Consider the following 21,523-nt stretch of genomic DNA (forward strand, 5'->3'; position numbering starts at 1 on the left):
CCCAGTAACACCTATTGAAAACAGCTGCCCCCCACAACCCTCTATCCGGATCTTTCTTTCAATGTGAACTTGCTAGTTTAAAGGCCAACTAACCAAGTAAATCACTCAACTATGAAGGACGCTTATAGCCAGTCGAAATAACTTAAATAACAAAATAATGCCACATCGCCACCATCTAAGTAGCTTGCTAACAAACCTGGTTGAAAAAAATTACTCATCCGACTGTTTAAGCAGCATTTAAATCACTTCAACAAAAGCGCTCATCATGTTGAAAAATCTATGTAAATACACGAACAAAATCCTGCACATTGCGACACTCTCACGCCTACTAAACACTTTCTGAAAAACACCACGTCCCAGTCGACTTGCAAAACCACAACAACCGTCTAGGTTCATGAATATCCTCACTGGCACGATCCACCGAATAATAAGAACAGCCTTCCCGGCGGGAGCATTCATTCTTCTGAAACAAGTAAGACGCTGCTTTAGTTGCTGAACGGAACTCAGTCATCACAATCAAGAGGGATGCTTGATGAAGCACAGCCGTTGGTATCGTGCGCTCTCGAAAAATGCATCGGCCGGACATTTCTGGCTGTCACTGTTTTGCTTTGCAGCACTGGTGATTGCCAGCTTCCTGTTATTCGAACGGCAGATCCAGGACTTCCTCAATCATCTCGACCTGTACCTGCCGACTTCCCCCACCCAGCAACTCAACCTGGCGCTTTTGCTGATCGCCCTGTTGGCGCTGGACGTTATATTGCCCGTGCCTTCAAGTGTGGTCGCGCTACTGGCCGTGGCCACGCTCGGCAGCGTCGGCGGTTATCTGGTGATCTTCATTGGCCTGTGTCTGGGCGCCGGATTGGGTTACGCATTGGGTGCCGGATATTTCCGGATGCTGTCCAGTCGCCTTGGATTGCATCAGCGCAAGCCTGGGCAAATGGCCTATCGACTGGGCACGCTGTCATTGATCTGCCTGCGCGGCGTGCCGGTATTGGCGGAAACCTCGGTGGTGGCCGCCGGCATGCAGCGTTATCCGCTGCGGGCATTTCTGCTGGTCACTACCCTGGCCAACGCCGGGCTGGCACTGGCTTACAGCGCCATCGGTACATTCCTCGTCGAAGAGAACGCGCTGCTGGTGACGATTCTCGCCAGCATGGTGTTGCCGGGGCTGTTCATCGCTGGCTACAGCCTCTTCAAAACCTTGCGCAAACACGACGTCGGGCAAGTGCTGCATGGGCGTTTCGAGGTCAGTTACGACTACCCGGTGGTGTTCACCGATCACCTCTTCGATTCTTCCAACCCCTGCCTGCATCAACAACTCACCGCCCGGCGAAACGGTCGGGTGACGGTGATGGTGTTCGCCGATGAGCAACTACTGAAAAGCGCGCCGCACCTGCTGGATCAGATCGATGGTTACTTTGCCGCCCATGCAGCGGACCTGCATTTACAGGCACCGCCGATTGCCGTTCCGGCCGGTGAACTGAGCAAGGATTCACAGGTGCTGCAGCAGCTCTACGCCGACATGCTGAAACACGGGCTGGACCGGCATTGTTACGTACTGGCCCTTGGCGGTGGCGCGGTGCTGGATTCCGTGGGCTACGCCTGCGCCACCTTCCATCGCGGCATCCGCCTGATCCGTGTCCCAAGCACGGTGCTGTCCCAGAACGACGCCGGCATCGGAGTGAAAAACGGCATCAACGCCTTCGGCCAGAAAAACCTGCTCGGCGCCTTCTACCCCGCCACGGCCGTGATCAATGACTTCCAGTTGCTGACCAGCCTGACCCGCCGCGACCAGATCGCCGGGCTCGCCGAAGCGGTGAAAGTTGCGCTGATCAAGGACCGGACATTCTTCGAATGGATGGAGCAACAGGCCGACGCCCTCGCCCGTTTCGATCATCCGGCCAGTCGCTATGCAATTCGCCGCTGCGCCGAACTGCACCTGGCGCACATCACCGGCGCCGGCGATCCCTTCGAGCGCGGCAACGGACGGCCGCTGGATTACGGGCACTGGGCCGCACACAAACTGGAGAATCTCAGTCACCACCGGTTGCGCCATGGCGAAGCCGTTGCGGTGGGCATAGCCCTCGACGGGCTTTACGCCAATGCCCTCGGGCTGTTGAGCGATGTCAACTGTGAACGGGTGATGAGCCTGTTGACCCGGCTCGGCTTCAACCTGTGCCCACCGGAACTGACCCTCAAAGATGCACAAGGTCGCCCGCTTGTATTGCTCGGACTGGAGGAGTTCCGCCAACACCTCGGCGGACAACTCTCGATACCGATGCTCAGCGGAATCGGCCAGTCGGTGGACCTGCATGAAATCGACGACGCGCGGATGGAGCGGGCGCTGCAGAAGCTGTCCGTGCGCAGCACGCCGGTGCCCGACCTGAGCGAGGGCTTCGCAAAATGAGTCAGACTCCGCAAAACCTCAAGACCTGGCTGACCCTCGGCCGAGTCTCCAACCTGCCCACGGTGTGGACCAACACTCTGGCCGCCGCCCTGCTGGCCAGCAGCGCCGGTGCACTGGCGCCGCCCTCGTGGCTGGTGTGGATTCTCCTGCTGTTCACCCTGTCGCTGCTGTATCTGGCCGGCATGTTGCTGAACGATCTGCTGGATGCCGACTGGGATCAGCAACACCACAATCCTCGGCCTATCACTTTGGGTCTGGTCAGCCGCCAGCAAGTGCGCCTCGCCACTGTGTTGTTGCTGACACTGGCAGCAGCCTCGGTACTGGGCCTGAGCCAACTGATCGATCAGCCGCATTGGCTGCTGGCCAGCGTCACGCTGTTGGTGGGCTGCATCATTGGCTACAACGTGCTGCACAAAAAGTACGCCCACAGCGTGTGGTTGATGGGCGCCTGTCGCTCGGCGCTGTACCTCACGGCGGCGGCCAGTCTGGCGGTGCCGCCGGAGCCGATCTGGCTCTGCGCGATGTTGCTGGGCGTCTATATCAGCGGGCTGACTTACCTGGCGCGCAATGAGCACAACAACCTGTTGCTCAGTCGCTTGCCCCTGCTCTTGATGTTGAGCCCGCTAGCCCTGGCGATCTACGCCGGCAACCTGTGGTTCTGGCCGGTGTTGCTGCTCTGGCTCGGCTGGCTGGGCTGGCATTACCGGCAGCACCTTGCCAACCCGCAGCATCGAAAGGTGCGCGCCTTTATCGGTGCCGGCCTCGCGGCGCTGCCACTGTTCGATGCGTTGGTGATGGCCGTGGCCAATCAACCATTGGGCAGCCTGCTGTGTGTTCTGGTGTTTTTCCTGCTCCCACACTTTCAACGCTGGATCAAACCGACATGAACATGGACGTCACTGCGCCGCCGATGGCGGCCCTCGGCATGCGCCAGGATTGCCTTGCCGAACACCATCAAACCCTGACCTGGCAACTCGACGACACCGAATTGCATTGGTGGCGTCAGGCACAGGAACAATTGGCCCGGCAACCGGACGCCAATACTGCATCGCTCCTGAGCGGCCAGTGCAAGCGTCACCTGCGAGACCGAGCACTGCCCGACAGCCACTGGAGCCTGATCCAGCTGGCGCGCGCCTTATTGCTGGCACAGGTCCTTGAACAGTCCTCCAAGGACGGACAATTGTCCTTGCTGCGCCAGCTTTTTCTGTGGGGCGACGATCAGGAAAAGATCGCCGTCCTCAAAGCCTTCGATTGGCTCGACAGCCACGGGGTGTGCGTCGAACTGGCGTTGCAGGCCGGGCGCACCAGCAACAGCCAAGTGTTTGCCGCCCTCGCCCTCGATACGCCCTACCCGTTACGTCACTACCCGGAACGGGCCTTCCACCAACTGGTGCTGAAGGCGCTGGGCATGGGGCTGGATGTGCGACGCCTGACCGGTCTGAGCCAGCGACACAGCCTCACCCTCAATCAACTGGCCCTCGACCTGCTGGAAGAACAACTCGCGGCTGACCGAGCGGTGTCCGTCGGGTTGCCCCTGGCGATTGCCTTCGACCGGCTCACCCCGGCGCAGCGTCAGCGACTGGTCGAGCTGAACCAACAGCAACGTTTGCCGCCGGAATGGCGCAGCCACCTGAACTGATACCCAACGTCTCTTTTCCCTTGACGAGGATTCACCATGCCCAAGTACTTCGACCCGCACATTCACATGGTCAGCCGCACCACCGACGACTACCAGAACATGGCCGCCGCCGGCATCACCGGGGTGATCGAGCCGGCCTTCTGGCAGGGCCAGGCCCGGACCAGTGTCGGCAGTTTCATTGATTACTTCGACACCCTGCTGGGCTGGGAGCGCTTTCGCGCCAGCATGTTCGGCATCCATCACTTCTGCACCATCGGCCTCAATCCCAAAGAGGCCAATGACTTGTCGGTGGCCAATGAAGTGCTGGAGATCTTGCCGCGCTATCTGGTGAAGGACGGCGTCGTCGCGGTCGGCGAAATCGGCTACGACGACATCACGCCCGAGGAAGATCGCTTTCTCGCCGCGCAACTGGAACTGGCCAGACAGTTCAATCTGCCGGTGCTGGTGCACACGCCGCACCGCGACAAGATTGGCGGCACCAAGCGCACGCTGGCGGTGATTCGCGAGGTGGGGATCAATGAACATCTGGTGATCATCGACCACCTCAACGAACTGACGTTGCCGCTGGTACTGGACAGCGACTGCTGGCGCGGTCACTCGATCTATCCCAACACCAAGATGTCGGAACAGCGCATGGTGGCCCTGCTCCAGGAGTACGGCACCGAGAAAATGGTGGTCAACAGCGCCGCCGACTGGGGCATCAGCGACCCGCTCAAAGTGCCGAAAACCGGTCAGGCGATGTCGGCGGCGGGCTTCAGCGAGGCTCAGGTCGAACAGGTGCTGTTCCACAATCCGGTGGATTTTTTCGCCCAGAGCGGCCAACTGGACAAAGCCCTGATCAGCACCCCGCTGCCCATCGATCAGCGCCGGCAATGGCAGGACAACTCTGCCCTGCGCGGGCAGGAGCCGGTGATCAAATGAGTGCCGGCATGGGTTGGGCTGCCGCGCAGGTCGGGTATTGCAGCAACGTGCACCCGACCCATGACCTGGCCAGGCTGAAGGCCTCCATCGAACAGCACTTTCAGGGTGTGCGCACACAACGCGGGCTGAAAGAACAAGACAGCGGACTGTGGATCAGCGCCCTCGCCGCCACCGGGTTACAGCAGAAATCCGCACGTACGGAGTTCCTCGGCCTGCTGCAACGCAGTGGATTGCGACTGACCTCGCTCAACGGTTTCCCCTACGGGCAGTTTCATGAGGGTGCAGTGAAAGCCGCCGTGTACCTGCCCAGTTGGGCCGAGCCGAAGCGCCTGGCGTACAGCCTCGAACTGGCGCAGATCCTTGCGCAGGCGTTGCCGGCGGACTGTCATCAAGGGGTGATTTCCACCGTGCCGCTGGGGTACGCCGCCACCTGGAGCCCGACGCTGCAACAACGTGCGGAGTTTCAACTGCGCGAACTCACGACGTCACTGGCCAGACTGCATCGGGAGACCGGCAAGAAAATCCTGTTCTGCCTGGAGATGGAACCTGACTGCGTGCTGGAAAACACCGATCAAGCCATCGCCTTCTTCCGCCGCTGGCAAATCACGGATCCGCACCACGATTATCTGGCGCTGTGTTTTGACGTCTGCCACCAGGCCGTGATGTTCGAAGACTGTTATCGCTCGCTGGTCAGGCTGCGTCAGGCGCGGGTGCCGATCGGCAAGATCCAGCTGTCCAATGCCTTGGTCTGTCGCCTGCCCTCCCCGGACGACAGCCGCCGCGAACAAGTCCTCAAGACCTTGAGCGACTTTTGCGAAACCACCTACCTGCATCAAGTGAAGGCGCGCGACGCACAGGACCGCCTGGTGGCCTGGGCCGATCTGCCTGCCGCTCTCGACGATTGCGCGAAACACCCGGATCGCTATGCCGAGTTACGTATTCATTTCCATATCCCGCTGTTCAGCGAACTGCTGGTGTTGCCCGAGCTGAGTGGCAGTCAGATAGCTCTGGCGCAGACCTTCGACTATCTCGCTGACCATCGGGAGTTTCGCCCTGTGCTGGAGGTGGAAACCTACAGCTGGGGCGTCCTCCCCGCCCAATTGCGCCCGACGACCGAACACGCCCAACTGCAGGGCATCGCTGCGGAACTGAAATGGGTCGAGGAGCAGTTGCGCCAACGGCAACTGCTGCAACCACAAGCGCAGGAGACGTACGCCGATGCCCTCTGAACGACCACGCCAACCGCTGCTGCTGATCAACGTGGTCGGGCTGACGCCAGCATTGTTGGGAGACGCGACCCCGAACATCAATGCCCTGCTGAAAAACGCCAAAATGGCCAGCCTGCAACCGGTGTTCCCGGCCGTCACGTCGTCGGTGCAGGCCTCGATTCTCACCGGGCGGCCGCCGTCCGAACACGGCATCGTCGGCAACGGCTGGTACTTTCGCGATCAGGCCGAAGTGCGGTTCTGGCTGCAGCCCAATGCATTGATTCAGGGCGAAAAGGTCTGGGAAACGCTCAAGCGCGAGATCCCCGGGTTTCGCTGCAGCCAGTTGTTCTGGTGGTACAACATGTACGCCGACGTGGACGCCGCCATCACCCCGCGTCCTCACTACCCCGCCGATGGCCGCAAGCTGTTCGGTCTGTACTCGTCACCGGCTTCGTTGCACGACACCATCGAACGGCAAATCGGCGAGTTCCCCTTTCCGGGTTTCTGGGGGCCGGTGGCGGGTATTGCGTCGAGCCGCTGGATCGTCGATTGCGCGATTGCCGAATTCCAGCTCGACCGGCCCGATCTGCAATTGATCTACCTGCCGCACCTCGACTACAGCCTTCAGCGCGTGGGGCCCGAGCATCCGTCGATTGCCGATGAGGTGCGGGCTATCGACCATGAGGTCGGCCGGCTGCTGACCTTCGCCGAGGCGCAAGGCGCCGCGGTGATGCTGTTGTCCGAATACGGCATCGAAGCGGTCAGCCAATCGGTGTCCATCAACCGCGTGCTGCGCTCGGAAGGTTTGCTGGAAGTACGCCAGTCGCTGACCTGGGAATTGCTCGACCCCGGCGCCAGTGCAGCCTTTGCCGTGGCCGATCATCAGATCGCCCATGTCTATGTGAAAAACGCCCGGGACATTCCCCGCGTCAAAGCGTTGCTGCAGTGCCAGCCCGGTATCGAGCAGGTGCTGGACAAGGCCGAACAGCGGGCGTTTCAGCTGGATCACCCGCGCAGCGGCGAGCTGGTGGCCGTGGCTGCAGCCGGTTACTGGTTCGATTACTTCTACTGGTTCGACGATCGCAAGGCGCCCGACTTTGCCCGCACCGTCGACATCCACCGCAAGCCGGGCTACGACCCGCTGGAACTGTTCATCGACCCGGCCATTCGCTTCCCGAAATTGAGAGTCGCGCGCCGTCTGCTGCAGAAAAAACTCGGCTTTCGCTACTACATGGACCTGATCCCGCTGGACACCGGACTGGTCCGTGGCAGTCACGGACGCCTGCCCGAGCGCGAGGAAAACGGCCCGTTGCTCATCACCAATTGCGATCTGCCGTTGCCGCAAACCCTGGCGGCTACGGCGGTGAAACAACTGCTCCTTCAGCATTTTCTGGGGCACCTCTACCACCACTCGGCCAATGCCAAGGAGCTTCCATGCGGCGAGCCATTTCTATAACCGTTCTCAGTGCACTGGCCGGTTTGGCTCAGGCACAGGACACCAACAGTTTCGATTGCAATCAATTTCTGAAATTTGGAACCGACATTGCCAAGACCCGGGCGGCGTTCGAGCAGAGTCCCGAAACCATGGCCTGGAACTGGTTTGTCTGTCTGAACCAGTCCAGCCCCACCCAGGCCAGTAACCGGGTGTGGGAAACCATGAAGCCTTCGGACCAGGTCTACCTGCCCGATGGCGCTGCGCCCGGCGCCTACGCCAGTCCCGTGCCGCCTCCGACCGAGGTGATAACACAGGCCCGAACGCTGGGGATGGACTTGAACCGGACCTTCCACAACATCAATGCCACGCAACAGGTCGATGGCCTGGCGCTGCACATGGGCGGCGCCGTGCCTGCCTCTCAGCGAGGCAACCCGGTGCGCTTTCAACTGTTGATGGGTGAAGACACCTTCGACTACATCGTGGCGCGTCAGGTCTACAACATGAACGGTCAGGCCGCGCTGGCGGACAACCTGAACTTCCCGGCCACCGCGTGGGAGTTGAAGGCGGCGTGGCTGTGGATCGGCTCGGACACGACCTATCGGCAAACCCTGGCCAACGACGGTTACTACATTGGCCAGGCTTATTACCGGCAGGACGACGGCAGCTATCAGGTCGGCTATGCGGCGTTGAGCGGGCTGCATGTGGTCAACAAGCTGGACGCCAACTGGGTCTGGACCACCTTCGAAAACGTCAACAACAGCAAATACACGGTGACCAACGACCCCACACCGAAACCGATGACCAACACCACCGGGCCGACCCCGGCCGCGAAACCGGTGAACGTCAGTTTCCAGGCCAACAACCCGACGCTGTCGAAGTACGAGCTGATCGGGGTCGAGTTCCAGCCCATCACCCAGGTGCTGGCCAACTCGCAACTGGAGTCGGCATTCCAGAACACCTCGTCCTGCCTGGCCTGTCACGGCACTGCTGCCTATTCGAACGACAAGGGCTACTACAACTTCGCCATCAAGCAAGGTGGCGGCATCGTCTACCCGACAACCCCGCTGCCGCCGTCAGCTTTCGACGGCTACAAAAAACTGGACTTTGTCTGGTCGCTGAAGCGCGCCCAGTGGCAACGCTAAGGAGCACGACATGAGCGTATTGAACTTCCCCCGGATCTACCTCAACGGCCATATGTTCTGGAACCCGCCGACGGCCAACAACAACGATGTGCTGCCGCTCTATGACGCGGTGAAGATGGACATCAACTGGCCGTTCACCCGCTACTACGACATCACCCAGGCGAACGCTTCCACCACCCTGATGCCCTGGATCATTTCACCCGTGCAGCAGAATGATCTGCCGCCCTATGTGCAGCAGGTTCCGACCAACGGAAGCCCAAAAACCTTCCCGTTCATACCCGCCGAATGGGACCTGTTTGGCGACAACGCCTGCGGGGCCGTGAGTTACCAGAGTACCCGCTCGACCATTATTGGCGGCGAGTTGCAGGCCAACACCTACATTGCTCAGGACGCACTGGTCGGCAGGGACTTCCAGCTGCTCGGCAATCCTTTTGGCAGTCAGAGCCCGACGGCCGCGCGCTTCGTCGATATCAGCCCGTGGCAGAACACCTTCACAGCGCTGTACTTCGACAAGCTGCAGCTCGGGGATGCCACCTGTGGCCTGACGTTGAACCGTGAATACCGGATGCTCGACCGCTTCCTGACGTTCAATTGGGCCGGCGACTTCGGTGGTCTGGCGTATGTCACCACCACCTGGCAGACCTGCTTTCCCCGGGACAATCTGGAATGGGTCATCGGCGATTCCGTCCTGCTGCGCAATCTTCAGCAACAGATGGAGGCTCAAAACGCTCAGGGCCTGATGTTCAGGTTCGCCACGTACCTCACCTGTTACGACAGGAACGGTGTGTTCAACGACTTCCCGTACGTCGACACCCGCGACAATGACAAATCGGCGCAGGCCCGTTTGACGGCGATGTATCAGAAGGGGCTGGACAACGTATCCGATATTTTCTTCAACCCCGCCTACAACCGTACCGTAGCGACCCTGGGTCTGTGGTTCGACCACGAATACCCTACGGCGCCCGCCGGCCCGCGTCTGGTCACCGACCAGAAGATCATGGTCACTCGCCCCGGCATGTCTGAGCCGACCAGCACCAATCTGGGTGTGACCTCGGCGCAGATCACCAACAACATGCTGTCGCTGGATCTGGCCAACACGTTTCCGTTCTATCCGCTGGACAAGAACGCCGATGTCCTGACGGCCGAGAAGTTCCAGGCCGGCGACTACAAGCTGGGCGTATCGCAGAACGGGAATTTCGTGCCGGTGGTCGACATCGGTTTCGAGCAGTATCGACAGTCGGCGTTCGACAAGCGCTCGGGCCTGCTGGATATCCCCCTCAGCGCCACGCAAGCGACCACCTTGCAATCCGGCCCGCTGGAGCTGCAACAACAGACGTCATCAGGCCCCGTGAAAGCCGCCACTCAGCAAGTCTGGACCGCCGAGGTGGTAGAAAGTGGCACCTTCGTCGACGTGAACGACCGCAAGACGCTGAACATCATGGTGCAGAAAAATGGTCAACCGGCTGCCAACACCACACTCTGGGTGGTGGAATACGGCAACCCTTACAACGTGACCACCAGCGACTACTACCTGACGTTCCTGAATAACCCCGACTTCACGCTGTTTTACGACAACGCAGACCGCAACAAAAACACCGCCAACCTGCCACAGTTCAAGGGCACGGCGCCGGTAGCGAACTACCTGGCCACCGGCAGCGGTCGTCGACTGGTCAATCTGGAAGCCAAAGACAAACCGGTGGGCGTTGAGGTCAGTTATCAGTCATTCATGAATGGCTCAAGTCAACCGATCACGGTCCCCCTGACCCCTTGCCTGCAATTCGACGCCGGTGTGTACGTCAGCGGAACGCTGGATAACGATCAGACGGTGGATTACTCCTACGTCGCCACCACCACCGACGCCAACGGCATCGCCCAGGTGAGCTTCACGGCTGTGGCCCCGGGCTTCCCGACGCTGCGCTTCGTCGTCAAGGAAGACTCCAGCGACCCGGTCATTCCTTTCAGCTTCGCGCTCACGGACGCCCAGACCGACTTCCTCGCCCCGCTGCGCGTCCTGCCTCTGGACATGCAGCTGCAACAGGACTTCGTCAATTACTGGAACGACATCTACAAGGACAAGAATGCGCCCGAAGCGATCTGGGATGACTTCATCTACCCAAGGGTCCTCAAGACGTTCTATTACCTGTACCCGATCATGAACAAGTTCATGCCGCTCAATTCCCGGACACGTGTGGAAGGTGCCGTCGACCAGTTGATCCGGCTGATCAGCAAGGAGTACCAGGAAGAAAGCACCCTCGCGATGCCTATCACCCGCGACCTGTCGCAGAGCCGGCGCGCCGTGCTGGAGTTGTGGGCGCAGAAACTGGTCAAGCGCAACTTCCCGCCCATGCCACTGAAGATGAGCGATTACGACGACCTCTGATCCATCAGGAAAGATGAGCCACTGCGGGTGTTCAGGCCCGCAGTGCGCCTTGCCAGGGAGTGACCCATGAACGTCAGCCTCTTGAACCGTCTGTTGCTGTTGATCCTGTTGTTCTGTCCATCCGCATTCGCCCAGGACAGCGGCGCCGTCTACTTCACCAATGGCGTACACAACACGCTGGGGTGCAATGAACAGAACGGCAACTGCATCGCCAAACGCAATCCGGGTGAGCCTTCCGACCCGTTCTTTCCGGCATTCTGGATCAGCAACTGGACCATGTACCGGGTGATGCATAACTACGAAAACAACCCGCCGCCCTACAGCAACCCGCCAACGACCCTGAAGCCTGCGGACTACACCGTCTCCCGGGGGACCAGCTACTACGACACGACCTATATTCCGCCGGACGGCGACGGCTTCGGCGCGATGATGGAGCACTACGAGAAATACTGCCTGCCGATCTTCCCGATCAAGAACAACAACTACACCTGCTCGTTCGTCTCCCTGGGCAACAAGGCGTACTTCCTGACCTATCCGCAGGATCGCCCGAAAGACATGCCGGCCTGCTGCATGTTCTCACCGATGAATCATCCGCCACGGCAGGATTTCATCGAACACCTGCCCTACAGCGCCGAGCGCAGCAAGAATCTCGATGGCAGCGTGCAGGCCTACGCCCTGGATCTCGACTCGCCGCAAGGTCCGATCCTGTTCGGCTATGCCTTCTACAAAAAAATGTCGGGGCAACCACCCTACCGGCCGCCGCAGTCGTTCTTCTTTTCCGGTGACAGCAGCGTCGCCAACGCACCGATCGTCAGCCAGAACTACACCGACTTCCGCATCGCCAAACCGGACCCGAAACAGACCTGGGCGCAGGTTGCCGCCATGTGCCCGTCGAATCCGCCGCCCTGCCAGTTGTTCGAGCCGCCGACGTCGCAGAGCAACGGCCAAAAGGCGCAGTGGAACAAGCTCATGCAGCGTAAACCGTGATCAACGACGAAGGATCGCCATGAAAACCACACTCTGTTTTTCCGTGATGTTGCTGGGTCTGGCCAGCCTGCCGGCGCTGGCCAGGGAACAAGCCATGCCATCGGTGCAGGCCAGCCAGTTGAACTGCCAGCCGCCCGGTACCGCACCGGCCGCCACGGCCGGTCAGGATCAGTTCGATCAATACAGCTGGCAGATGTTCATCGCCCTGAGCTGGCCGGCAAAGAGCGGGCAGCGCGGCAATCCCGACTGCACCAAGCAGCCTGGTGCAGCCGGCTATACCGTGTGGCAGACCTACAAGACCGTCGGGGAAATCTTTCTGCCGAACGCTGCCAATCCGGGGCCGTGGAATTCCCCGCAGATCGCAAAAAGCTTCAACATCATCAACATCGCTTCTTTGAAAAACAGCGCTCAGGTCAACGCCGTCGATCAGGCGGTCGGCGGCTGGTTGATCGATCAGGCGAAAAACCCGACCTACTACGACATTTCGGCCAACGAGACTTCATACAACTACATCGTGGGCAACAACTTCTACAACGCCGATGTCGTCTCCAAAGCCAACAACATCACGTTTCCGTGGGGCGTCATCGAGATCAAGTCGAGCTGGCGAATCCTCACCGCCCATGACAACGCCAGCCGTTACCTGACCCTGCTCGCCCGGGTGGCGACCTTCAATGATCAGGGCGAAAAGAACGGTATCACCGAGGCGTTTCTGGGGCTGGTCGGCCTGCACATCATCACCAAGGCCAACGGTTATCCGCAGTGGATCTGGTCGACGTTCGAACAGATCGACAACGTTTCGCCCAAGGCACTGGTGAATGGCAAATGGGTCGATCAGCCTGTCGCAGGCACGGCCTACTCCTACTTCAACGTCGCTGCGCCCGCCGCATCCCTCAACCAGTCACCCTGCGACTGGCAGACTCAGGGCCCGCATCAGGTCTGCGTGCCCAAACCCGGCACCACGTTCCAGACCCCGAACCCGCTGAACCGGGTCACGCCGATCGCTGACATCACAAACCAGATCAACGCCCGTTACCAGGCCGACCCGGGGCTGCAAAACAGCGTATTGAAGTACTACCAGCTCATCACCACCCAGCGCCCGTTGATGCCGGATAACCCGAGCAACCCGCTGGGCCAGCCGACGCCGGCACTCTCGGCCAACGTGACCATGGAAAGCTACATCCAGCCCAACAGCAGTTGCATGAACTGTCACTCCATGGCGACGCCGGTCAAGAGCCCCTACAAGTCCGATTACTCCTATCTGTTCAAATTCGCCCATTCGCCGCTCGGCAAAACCATCAAGGACGGGAAATAAATCATGAGCATCCTCAATGGCCCGCGACTGAATTTCTGGGGCGGCATCCGCACGGATGTCAGCCTGCCGAACAACTCCCCGACCATTCCTTATGACGGCGATGACAACTGGCCGATCTTTGACCTGACCACTTCGACCCTGGCATCGGGGGCCCGGTCTTATACCGACGATCAGTTGAACAGCATGATCAATGCGCCTACGGGCGACTATTACACCGCCGGCGGCTGGAATCATTACGGGCAGCATGTCGTCGACATGCAAAACGCGCTGATCAGTTCTCAGGGCAGCCCGGGCAGCGTCAGTACCACTGGCGATATGGTGGGCCAGCCGGTCTATCTGCTGGGTTCCGTGGACCCGGTGACCGGACAAGGGCCGGTATCGGGCCCGATGATGGTGGACCTCGATCCCACCTCGACCACCACCACCCAGATATTTGTCGGTGGCCTGCAAATCGGTGGCAGTAACAACATCCAATTGCTGATTCACGACAATGCAGTTTGCAGCAGCCAGGATCTCGGCAAGCGGGTGCTGCAGCCAACGCCGAAGGAGCTGGATGCACCCGGTTCCTGCCGTATAAGCGGCACCTTCCAGCTGACCTTCCCGCTGAGCAGCATTGTCAGCTGGAACCAGAACAGCAGCGGTTTGCGATCGATCATCCAGGCACCGGGTGCCACCGGTATTGTCCTGCGCTTCGTGATGTTCGAAATGTGCCCGACGATGGCCACGCCCCAGTTGCAAGCCGATTATGCCGCCGGCAGAGACACCCCGAACCCGAGCATCGGCCGGGTCATCGGTACATTGGCGCCGGCGTTCGCCAATGAGCCGCTGGACTGTCAGGCGGGCCGTCAGATCGTCAATCAGGACACGGGCGGCACCGGCTACGCAGACCTGAGCAGCGCGACAATGCTGAGTGTCGACATGGTCAACATCATTCCGAAAGAGACGTTCAGGGCCGTCAGGGACGACATCACCAGCCCTATCGGACCCAACGGCAATTACGGTCCTGTCACCCTGACAGCCGGTGAGACCACCCTGGCCACACTCGATCCGACCAGCAGTCCCCTGCTCGACTATTACGTGTATGGTGGCATTGTCGATCTGCCTCTTAATACAGCCCAACAGTCGGCGGTCAGATCCTCGGCGCTGGCCATCGACGCACCCGGCACGGTCGCCGGGACTACGTTGCAGGCAACAGAGTCTGTCTACCGGATCTATGCCGATCAGCGCAGCGTCTATACCGAGGACTACCCACAGGGCCTGTCGATTACGCTGCAGGTCCGGTATCTGGGAGCTGCGGTGACCAGCACCACCGAAATCGATCTCACCGCCGCGCCCTCGGGACCGTATTACACACAACAGCGCTACTGCGACTTCCTTTATTTCCCCCCGGCCCTGACGGTGAGCCCCGGTCAGTTGTCCGTCACGTTCTCCGTCAACGTAAAACCCGCAGCGGCGCCCCTCGCCGGTTTCGTCGCCCTGACCTACACCGTCAACGGTCAGCAAAGCGGCACGTATTTCACTAACTTCCGCAAATACGCCCAGACCGACTTCGGCATCCCCGGAGGCACCACCATCACCTGGGAAATGATGTATCCAAACGTCCTGCGCTTTCACTACCTGGCCTTTCCGGCCATGTCTCGCTACATCCCGCTGAACCAGCCCGACGCGATCATGGGCGCGAAAAATCCGATCCTCGCCCGCACTTCGGATGCCTACAAAGGCACCACGCTGTTCATGCCCGTGGTGCGCTCGATGTCGCCTTGTCAGCGGGCACTGTTGCGGGCTTATCTCACGGGCGAACCCTGGCAGCCACCGCAGTAATCGCATCCCTCAGCCCATGGAGAGAAACCTATGACTGTTCATGTTCCTGCGCGCCCCCACGAGACGCTGCGCCCCAGCACTATCATCGCCGAAGGCCTGTTGAATCCACGTGGCGCCTGCGTGCAAGCCGATGGCAGCCTGCTGCTGGTCGAGGCTGGATCAGGCCTGCCGGACCAGACGTTCAGCGGCCGCATCAGCCGACTGCGACCGGACCCGCTCAAGCCCGGCGCGTATCTCGCCCCTGAAACACTGGCGCCGGGTTTTCGCTCGATGAACATGCAGGCCCGCATGCTGCGCGATGAAATCATGGGCCTGTCGGACATCGCCTGCGGTGACGGACGCTGTCTGGTCAGCCAGACCGATTATGTCGCGGGCTCGAAACTGCTGGACCTGCAATACACCCCGCCCGAGCCGGTGTTTCACAGTCGGGGCAATCTCAATGCACTGTGTTATCACCCGACCCGCCACAGTTGGCTGGCCGTCAAACCCGATACCAACCAACTGGTGGAATTCCGTAGCGGCGAGGATGAACAGGTCTTGGTCCAGTTGCCCGATCTGGACATGGGACAGGAAGCCGTTCCCGTCACACTGATCCACGAACCGGCGACAGACGCCGTGCTGCTCAGCCTGTTCTCCGGCGAGCTGCACAACGACCCGGCTCGCAAAGGCATCGACTTTGACGATCAGGCCGGTCAGGTGATTCGGGTCTGGCCCGACACCGGCCGGATCGAAGTGCTGATTCGTGGCCTGCAATTGCCCACCGGGCTGGCACTGTGTCCGCAAGGCGATGTGTTGGTGCTGGAGCTCTGTAGCCGTCTGCAACAACCGTTGCCGCCTGACTGGAATGGCGAACCGCTGCATGGCGGATTCACTCGATTCAGCGGGCGACTGTTGAGCTGCAATCTGCAAACGGGCGAAGTAACCGTGCTCGCCCGTGACCTGGATACCCCGTCCAACCTGTGTCTGGTGCAGGACGCGGTACTGGTGAGCGAAGGCATGGGGTTGACGGGGCGCCTCCTGCCCACGCCAGACAATAAAGTCGTTGCGTTGAGTGGCAGGCTGCGTCGGGTACAGCTCTGAAAACGGCTGAAAAAAAGGCGCGCCCCTGTAAGAGGCGCGCCTTCTGTTTATTGAGTGACCACGATCTTGCCGATCATCTGCGGATGCAGCACGCAGAAATACTCGAACTCGCCCGGCGTATTGAACACCCAGGAAAAACTGTCATGGGTGTCCAGCGCCCCGGAGCGAAACACCTTGTGGGTTTCGGCCACCGTGTGCGGGATCTGGTCGTCATTGACCCACGTCACCTTGGTGCCCACGGCCACGGTCAGATCCTTGGGGCCGAACATGAACTCCTTGATATCGACTTTCACCTCCTGCGCCCACACCGGCATCGACAACATCAGGCACACCACGGCCAACAGTCGCGTTTTCATCAGGCTGCCCTCCCCTAGACCAGTGTCGAATCGATCAACGCCAGCGGATGATCGCCCTGTGTCGCCCGCACTTCGGTAATCCCCAGATAGTTGCGCAACTGATCGGCCGCCACCGTCATCGGCCCCGGCGACGGTGCCGCGCCCGGTGCCGGTTGCGGATAGGCCGTGCCACGGGCGGTGTGGAAGGTGATGTTGCCTTCGACCTTCTGGATCACCTGATGAATGTGCCCGTTCAGCACCGTCACCGAGCCGTACTTGCGCAGCATCGCAATCGCCTGATCGCCATCCTCGGTGCCCCAGCCCCAGGGCTGATAGATCGTCCACAGCGGAATGTGGGTGAACACCACGATCGGCGTGCTGGTCGAAACTGCCCGCAGATCATCGGCCAGCCACGCCAGTTGATCGACGCCGAGGTTGGCTTCATGGCCAGCCTGGAAGTTGAAGACATTGACCAGCGCGATGAAATGCACGCCGTGGTCATCGAAGCTGTACCAGCCATTGCCTTTGGTGCCCTTGCCGTAGCGTTCCAGATAGAGCTTGCCGCCGCCCTCGTCGAGGGTGTCGTGTTCGCCGGGGATGTAATGCACGGTCGACGGCAGGCCTTTGAGTACCTGTGCTGCGGTGTCAAATTCCTCGGCCTTGGACAGGTGGGTGATGTCGCCGGTGTGCAGGATCAGCGACGGCCGTTTCGGCAGTGCGATGACCTTGTCGATTGCCACTTGCAGGGTTTTCACCGGCTCCGGGTTGGCGTCCTTGTTGAAGCCGATGTGCGAGTCACTGATCTGCACGAAATGAAAGGTGCTGGCCAACGCCTTGGGGTCGGTGACGTTACCTGCTTCATCCATCGCAAAGGCTCTGGGAATGCCACCGCTCAAGGCCCAGAGGACACCGGCCCCGGCCCATGCCGAGCATTTGAGCAGCGTTCGCCGGTCCGGGTTATGCAGCAAGCCGTCGGTGCGCAGTGGATGTTTTGTTTGATTGTCCATCGGTATGTCCTCGAGGGCGGACTACAGTGATGTAGCTGACACTAGGAAGAACCTTGCGGGACGAACGTTTATTCCGCGCCGCAACACAAATTTTCCAGGGAATAAAACACGACGCATCACGGTTATAGGGGGTGTGACGGTGCGGAAATCACTATGAATCGATTCGAGGAACTGGTTGCGCCGCACCTGGACGCGGCTTACAACCTCGCGCGCTGGCTTACGGGCAGCGACAGCGCCGCGCGAGACGTGGTGCAGGAAAGCGCGTTGCGTGCCTTCCGGTATTTGCAGCGTTTCACTGACGGCAATGCCAAGGCCTGGTTCCTGACCATCGTGCGCAACGAAAGCTACACCTGGCTCAAGGCCTCGGCCGGGCGCCACTGGGTGCCTGTCGACTACGAAACCGATCACCACGAAGGCGCCTTGAGCCACCACCAGACGCCGGAACTGCTGGCCATTCACACGGAAAACGCGGCACTGATCCAGCGGGCATTGAGCGCCTTGCCGCCGGCCTTTCGCGAGGTCATCGTGCTCAAGGAGCTCGAAGACATGCCCTACAAGGACATCGCCCTGGTGGTCGATATTCCCATCGGCACGGTCATGTCGAGGCTGGCCCGGGCCCGTGCGATGCTCAAGCTCGAATTACTGAAGTGGCACGAACATGAATGAACTCGATTGCGCGATTTGCCGCACGCAACTGCACGGTTTTCTGGATCAGGAACTTGATCCGGAGGTGGCTGCGCAAGTGGCTGCGCATCTGAACACCTGCGGCGAGTGTTCCCGACGGCATGCCGAGGCGAAGGTGCTGAAGATCAGTGTGAAGCGCCACGCGCCCTATTACGCGGCACCGGAATCACTGCTCGCCAGTGTGTTGGCCGCGCAAACGCCCGCCTCGCCGAGTCGGCGTTGGCAAAACTGGTTCGCCCCGGCATTTTCCGCAGCAGCACTGGCGCTGGCGCTGGTGCTCTACGTGGCAACGCCCGGCAGCGAACAACCGTTGATGGACGAAGCCGTCTCCAGCCATATCCGCTCGTTGATGGGCGAACACTTGAACGACGTGGTGTCTTCCGACCGCCATACCGTCAAACCCTGGTTCACCGGCAAGCTCGATTTCTCGCCGCCGGTCGTGGACTACGCGGCACAGGGCTTCCCACTGCTCGGCGGGCGGCTGGATTACCTGCAACACCAGACCACCGCCGCCCTGAGTTACGGCCGGGCCAAACACATCATCAATGTGTTTATCCTGCCGACGCCGGAGGCCGACAAACCCTTGCAGAGCCAGGCGATTCGCGGCTTCAACGTGGTTTCCTGGCAGGCAAACCACATGCGGTTCGTACTGGTTTCCGATGTGGAAAAAGGCGAACTGGAAGCGCTCGGGCAATTGCTCAGAAAGGGCGCCTGAGAGGGAAATCCCTTTCCGTCAGCGGCACGATCGCTTCAATGTCTCACTCGGCAACTCATTGAACAGCGCCCGATAACTATTGGAAAACCGCCCCAGATGCCAGAACGACCAGTTCATCGCCACTTCGGCCACCGTGGTGCCCGAAGTGGCACCCTTGAGCAGTTCCCGGCGGGCACTGTTGAGCCGCCGCAGACGAAGCCATTGAGTCGGTGACATCCCGGTGTAGGCCTTGAACGTCTGCTGCAACTGCCGCAACGACACCCCGGCGACCTGGGCCAGTTCCAGCAGATTGAGGGTTTCTTCCGGCGAGTCCGCCGCCCATTCCCCGACCCGTTTCATGGTCGTCCGCTCTTCGGCGCGGCGCTGCAAACCACCGCTGTCCAGACATACACAGGCGTTATCGAGGATGAACAGACAGTCCTCCAGCAATTGCTGGGTCAGCGTTTCTTTGCTTGGCTGATCAAGGGCTTGCGACAACTTCGTGAGCGTGGAGCTTAACCAGCGGCTGAACAGCGCATTCTGCGCGCCGTTGAGTGGCGCCATGAACAGACCTTCCAGCCGAGCCACGTCCAGACCGTTCTGGCGGACGAATTCGGGACCGAACACCACGGCGATTTCCTGGTAGTTCTCCGGGGTGATCCAGATGTTGCGACTCTCTTCATTCAGCAGATACAGCGCGTTGTCACTGCGATCGAAGCAGAACGCCAGAGACCCCGGCGGCGCACTGAAATTCTGCTCGACCCGGGTGTTCATCTGTTCTTCGTAGACCTCCACGCCTTCCAGGTCCAGATAGCGGATTCGCCCGGCGAAATGCCCCGGCGACATCTGTTGATACTGCTGGACCCAGCCCGGTGTCGCGCGGATCTGCTCGGCGACATCGGCGGTGTTGAAAGCTTGAACCTGTAGCGGATTGCACGTCGTCATGGGAGACCTTGCGCACTCTTTTGGTGCGCTTTGGTACTGCTGAAAGTGGATAGATGGAACGGCAAGGCCCGCCCAAGATAGTCGTCAACGCGCCACAGGGGAAGCCTGCGAAAGATGAAATCGCGATTCCCCCGCGTCAACAAAACCAACGACGAGGTCTTTATGAATGCCCCTTTCGATCAGCTGTTCACATGGCTGAAAGATCACAAGATTACCGAAGTGGAATGCGTGGTCAGCGACCTGACCGGCATCGCCCGCGGCAAAATTGCACCGACCAACAAGTTCCTGCATGAGCGAGGCATGCGCCTGCCGGAAAGTGTGCTGCTGCAAACGGTAACCGGGGATTTTGTCGACGACGACATCTACTACGACCTGCTCGACCCGGCCGACATCGACATGGTCTGCAAACCGGTGAGCGACGCGGTGTACGTGGTGCCATGGGCCATCGAGCCAACGGCCATCGTGATCCACGACACCTTCGACAAGTTTGGCAATCCGATCGAACTGTCACCGCGCAATGTGCTGAAGAAAGTCTTGCAGCTGTACACCGACAAGGGCTGGAAGCCGATCGTGGCGCCGGAAATGGAGTTCTACCTGACCCAGCGCTGCGAAGACCCGGACTTGCCGTTGAAGGCACCGCTGGGCCGTTCCGGGCGTGCCGAAAGCGGTCGTCAGTCGTTCTCCATCGATGCGGCCAACGAATTCGATCCGCTGTTCGAAGACGTCTACGACTGGTGCGAACTGCAAGGCCTGGACCTGGACACGCTGATTCACGAAGACGGCCCGGCGCAGATGGAAATCAACTTCCGTCATGGCGACGCGCTGGATCTGGCCGACCAGATCACCGTGTTCAAGCGCACCCTGCGCGAAGCCGCACTCAAGCACAACGTCACTGCGACCTTCATGGCCAAACCGATTGGCGACGAACCCGGCAGCGCCATGCACCTGCACCAGAGCGTGGTGGAAATCGCCACCGGCAAGCCGATTTTCGCCAACGCCGACGGCACCATGAGCGACCTGTTCCGCCATCACATCGGCGGTCTGCAAAAGCTGATCCCGAAAGTGCTGCCGATGTTTGCGCCCAACGTGAACTCGTTCCGCCGCTTCCTGCCGGACACCTCGGCGCCGGTCAATGTCGAATGGGGCGAAGAAAACCGCACCGTCGGCCTGCGGGTTCCGACCTCCGGTCCTGAAGCAATGCGCGTGGAAAACCGCCTGCCGGGCGCCGACGCCAACCCGTACCTGGCGATTGCCGCGAGCCTGCTGTGCGGCTACATCGGCATGGTCGAGGGTATCGAGCCAAGCGCTGCCGTCGAAGGTCGCGCCTATGAGCGCCGCAACTTGCGTCTGCCGATCACCATCGAAGAGGCCCTGACCCAGATGGAAGAGTGCGACACCGTCGCCGAGTACCTGGGCAGCAAGTTTGTGCGTGGTTATGTGGCGGTGAAGCGTGCCGAGCATGAAAACTTCAAGCGCGTGATCAGCTCCTGGGAGCGTGAGTTCCTGTTGTTGAGCGTTTAACCAAA

18 protein-coding genes are annotated in these 21,523 nt (G+C 60.2%); 15 read left to right on the forward strand and 3 right to left on the reverse strand.

The genetic code is table 11. From position 1 onward, the window contains the following. Nucleotides 1-532 precede the first annotated feature (532 nt). From C6Y56_RS14375 to C6Y56_RS14430, 12 genes are all read left to right on the forward strand, one after another. On the forward strand, nucleotides 533-2,407 hold the full coding sequence (locus C6Y56_RS14375) for a 3-dehydroquinate synthase (protein WP_169430447.1): 1,875 nt from the start codon (nucleotides 533-535) through the stop codon (nucleotides 2,405-2,407). Continuing rightward, entirely contained in the window at nucleotides 2,404-3,294 is an 891-nt protein-coding gene (locus C6Y56_RS14380) for a UbiA family prenyltransferase (protein ID WP_169430448.1), read from the forward strand. The genes C6Y56_RS14375 and C6Y56_RS14380 overlap by 4 nt, the downstream gene beginning before the upstream one ends. Further along, nucleotides 3,291-4,046 (forward strand): EboA domain-containing protein, encoded by a 756-nt coding sequence (locus C6Y56_RS14385; RefSeq protein WP_169430449.1) that lies wholly within the window; start codon nucleotides 3,291-3,293, stop codon nucleotides 4,044-4,046. Before C6Y56_RS14380 ends, C6Y56_RS14385 begins: the two co-directional genes overlap by 4 nt. A 36-nt stretch (nucleotides 4,047-4,082) precedes the next feature. After that, the gene (locus C6Y56_RS14390) at nucleotides 4,083-4,967 is read left to right on the forward strand and encodes a TatD family hydrolase (protein ID WP_169430450.1); all 885 of its coding nucleotides are present in this window, start codon (nucleotides 4,083-4,085) and stop codon (nucleotides 4,965-4,967) included. Next, nucleotides 4,964-6,196 carry a metabolite traffic protein EboE gene (gene eboE, locus C6Y56_RS14395; protein ID WP_169430451.1) on the forward strand — a complete coding sequence of 411 codons (1,233 nt, stop codon included), beginning with the start codon at nucleotides 4,964-4,966 and terminating at the stop codon, nucleotides 6,194-6,196. The genes C6Y56_RS14390 and eboE overlap by 4 nt, the downstream gene beginning before the upstream one ends. Beyond that, nucleotides 6,186-7,631, forward strand: coding sequence for an alkaline phosphatase family protein (locus C6Y56_RS14400; protein WP_169430452.1), 1,446 nt, complete (start codon nucleotides 6,186-6,188; stop codon nucleotides 7,629-7,631). The genes eboE and C6Y56_RS14400 overlap by 11 nt, the downstream gene beginning before the upstream one ends. Continuing rightward, a complete protein-coding gene (locus tag C6Y56_RS14405; protein WP_169430453.1) occupies nucleotides 7,610-8,752 on the forward strand; it encodes a hypothetical protein in 1,143 nt (380 codons plus the stop codon). The genes C6Y56_RS14400 and C6Y56_RS14405 overlap by 22 nt, the downstream gene beginning before the upstream one ends. 10 nt (nucleotides 8,753-8,762) lie before the next feature. Then, nucleotides 8,763-11,132 carry a hypothetical protein gene (locus tag C6Y56_RS14410; RefSeq protein ID WP_169430454.1) on the forward strand — a complete coding sequence of 790 codons (2,370 nt, stop codon included), beginning with the start codon at nucleotides 8,763-8,765 and terminating at the stop codon, nucleotides 11,130-11,132. 66 nt (nucleotides 11,133-11,198) lie between these two features. Beyond that, nucleotides 11,199-12,119 (forward strand): hypothetical protein, encoded by a 921-nt coding sequence (locus C6Y56_RS14415; RefSeq protein ID WP_169430455.1) that lies wholly within the window; start codon nucleotides 11,199-11,201, stop codon nucleotides 12,117-12,119. Nucleotides 12,120-12,138: 19 nt separating this feature from the next. Further along, a complete protein-coding gene (locus C6Y56_RS14420; protein ID WP_169430456.1) occupies nucleotides 12,139-13,431 on the forward strand; it encodes a hypothetical protein in 1,293 nt (430 codons plus the stop codon). A gap of 3 nt (nucleotides 13,432-13,434) precedes the next feature. Further along, entirely contained in the window at nucleotides 13,435-15,252 is a 1,818-nt protein-coding gene (locus tag C6Y56_RS14425; RefSeq protein ID WP_169430457.1) for a hypothetical protein, read from the forward strand. A gap of 30 nt (nucleotides 15,253-15,282) precedes the next feature. After that, nucleotides 15,283-16,332: a hypothetical protein gene (locus C6Y56_RS14430; RefSeq protein ID WP_169430458.1), complete on the forward strand. Its 1,050-nt coding sequence runs from the start codon at nucleotides 15,283-15,285 to the stop codon at nucleotides 16,330-16,332. 47 nt (nucleotides 16,333-16,379) lie between these two features. On the opposite strand, the gene C6Y56_RS14435 is transcribed toward C6Y56_RS14430, so the two are convergent. Together C6Y56_RS14435 and C6Y56_RS14440 are read right to left on the reverse strand one after the other, a co-directional pair. Continuing rightward, a complete protein-coding gene (locus C6Y56_RS14435) occupies nucleotides 16,380-16,688 on the reverse strand; it encodes a plastocyanin/azurin family copper-binding protein (RefSeq protein ID WP_169430459.1) in 309 nt (102 codons plus the stop codon). 14 nt (nucleotides 16,689-16,702) lie between these two features. Then, nucleotides 16,703-17,674, reverse strand: a complete 972-nt coding sequence (locus C6Y56_RS14440; protein WP_169430460.1) for a metallophosphoesterase family protein — start codon at nucleotides 17,672-17,674, stop codon at nucleotides 16,703-16,705. Between the two features lie 153 nt (nucleotides 17,675-17,827). Here C6Y56_RS14440 and C6Y56_RS14445 point away from each other — a divergent pair, with 153 nt between their 5' ends. Together C6Y56_RS14445 and C6Y56_RS14450 are read left to right on the forward strand one after the other, a co-directional pair. After that, nucleotides 17,828-18,340, forward strand: coding sequence for a sigma-70 family RNA polymerase sigma factor (locus C6Y56_RS14445; RefSeq protein ID WP_169430461.1), 513 nt, complete (start codon nucleotides 17,828-17,830; stop codon nucleotides 18,338-18,340). Then, the gene (locus tag C6Y56_RS14450; RefSeq protein ID WP_169430462.1) at nucleotides 18,333-19,073 is read left to right on the forward strand and encodes an anti-sigma factor family protein; all 741 of its coding nucleotides are present in this window, start codon (nucleotides 18,333-18,335) and stop codon (nucleotides 19,071-19,073) included. The genes C6Y56_RS14445 and C6Y56_RS14450 overlap by 8 nt, the downstream gene beginning before the upstream one ends. 18 nt (nucleotides 19,074-19,091) lie before the next feature. Here C6Y56_RS14450 and C6Y56_RS14455 read toward each other — a convergent pair whose 3' ends face one another. Beyond that, the gene (locus tag C6Y56_RS14455) at nucleotides 19,092-19,997 is read right to left on the reverse strand and encodes a helix-turn-helix domain-containing protein (RefSeq protein WP_169430463.1); all 906 of its coding nucleotides are present in this window, start codon (nucleotides 19,995-19,997) and stop codon (nucleotides 19,092-19,094) included. Nucleotides 19,998-20,159: 162 nt separating this feature from the next. Between C6Y56_RS14455 and C6Y56_RS14460 the strand changes: the two genes are divergently transcribed. After that, complete coding sequence (locus C6Y56_RS14460) at nucleotides 20,160-21,518, forward strand: glutamine synthetase family protein (protein WP_169430464.1); 1,359 nt, start codon at nucleotides 20,160-20,162, stop codon at nucleotides 21,516-21,518. The last annotated feature ends 5 nt before the right edge of the window (nucleotides 21,519-21,523 follow it).

The organism is Pseudomonas fluorescens, assembly GCF_012974785.1.
Taxonomy (GTDB): Bacteria; Pseudomonadota; Gammaproteobacteria; order Pseudomonadales; family Pseudomonadaceae; genus Aquipseudomonas; species Aquipseudomonas fluorescens_BT.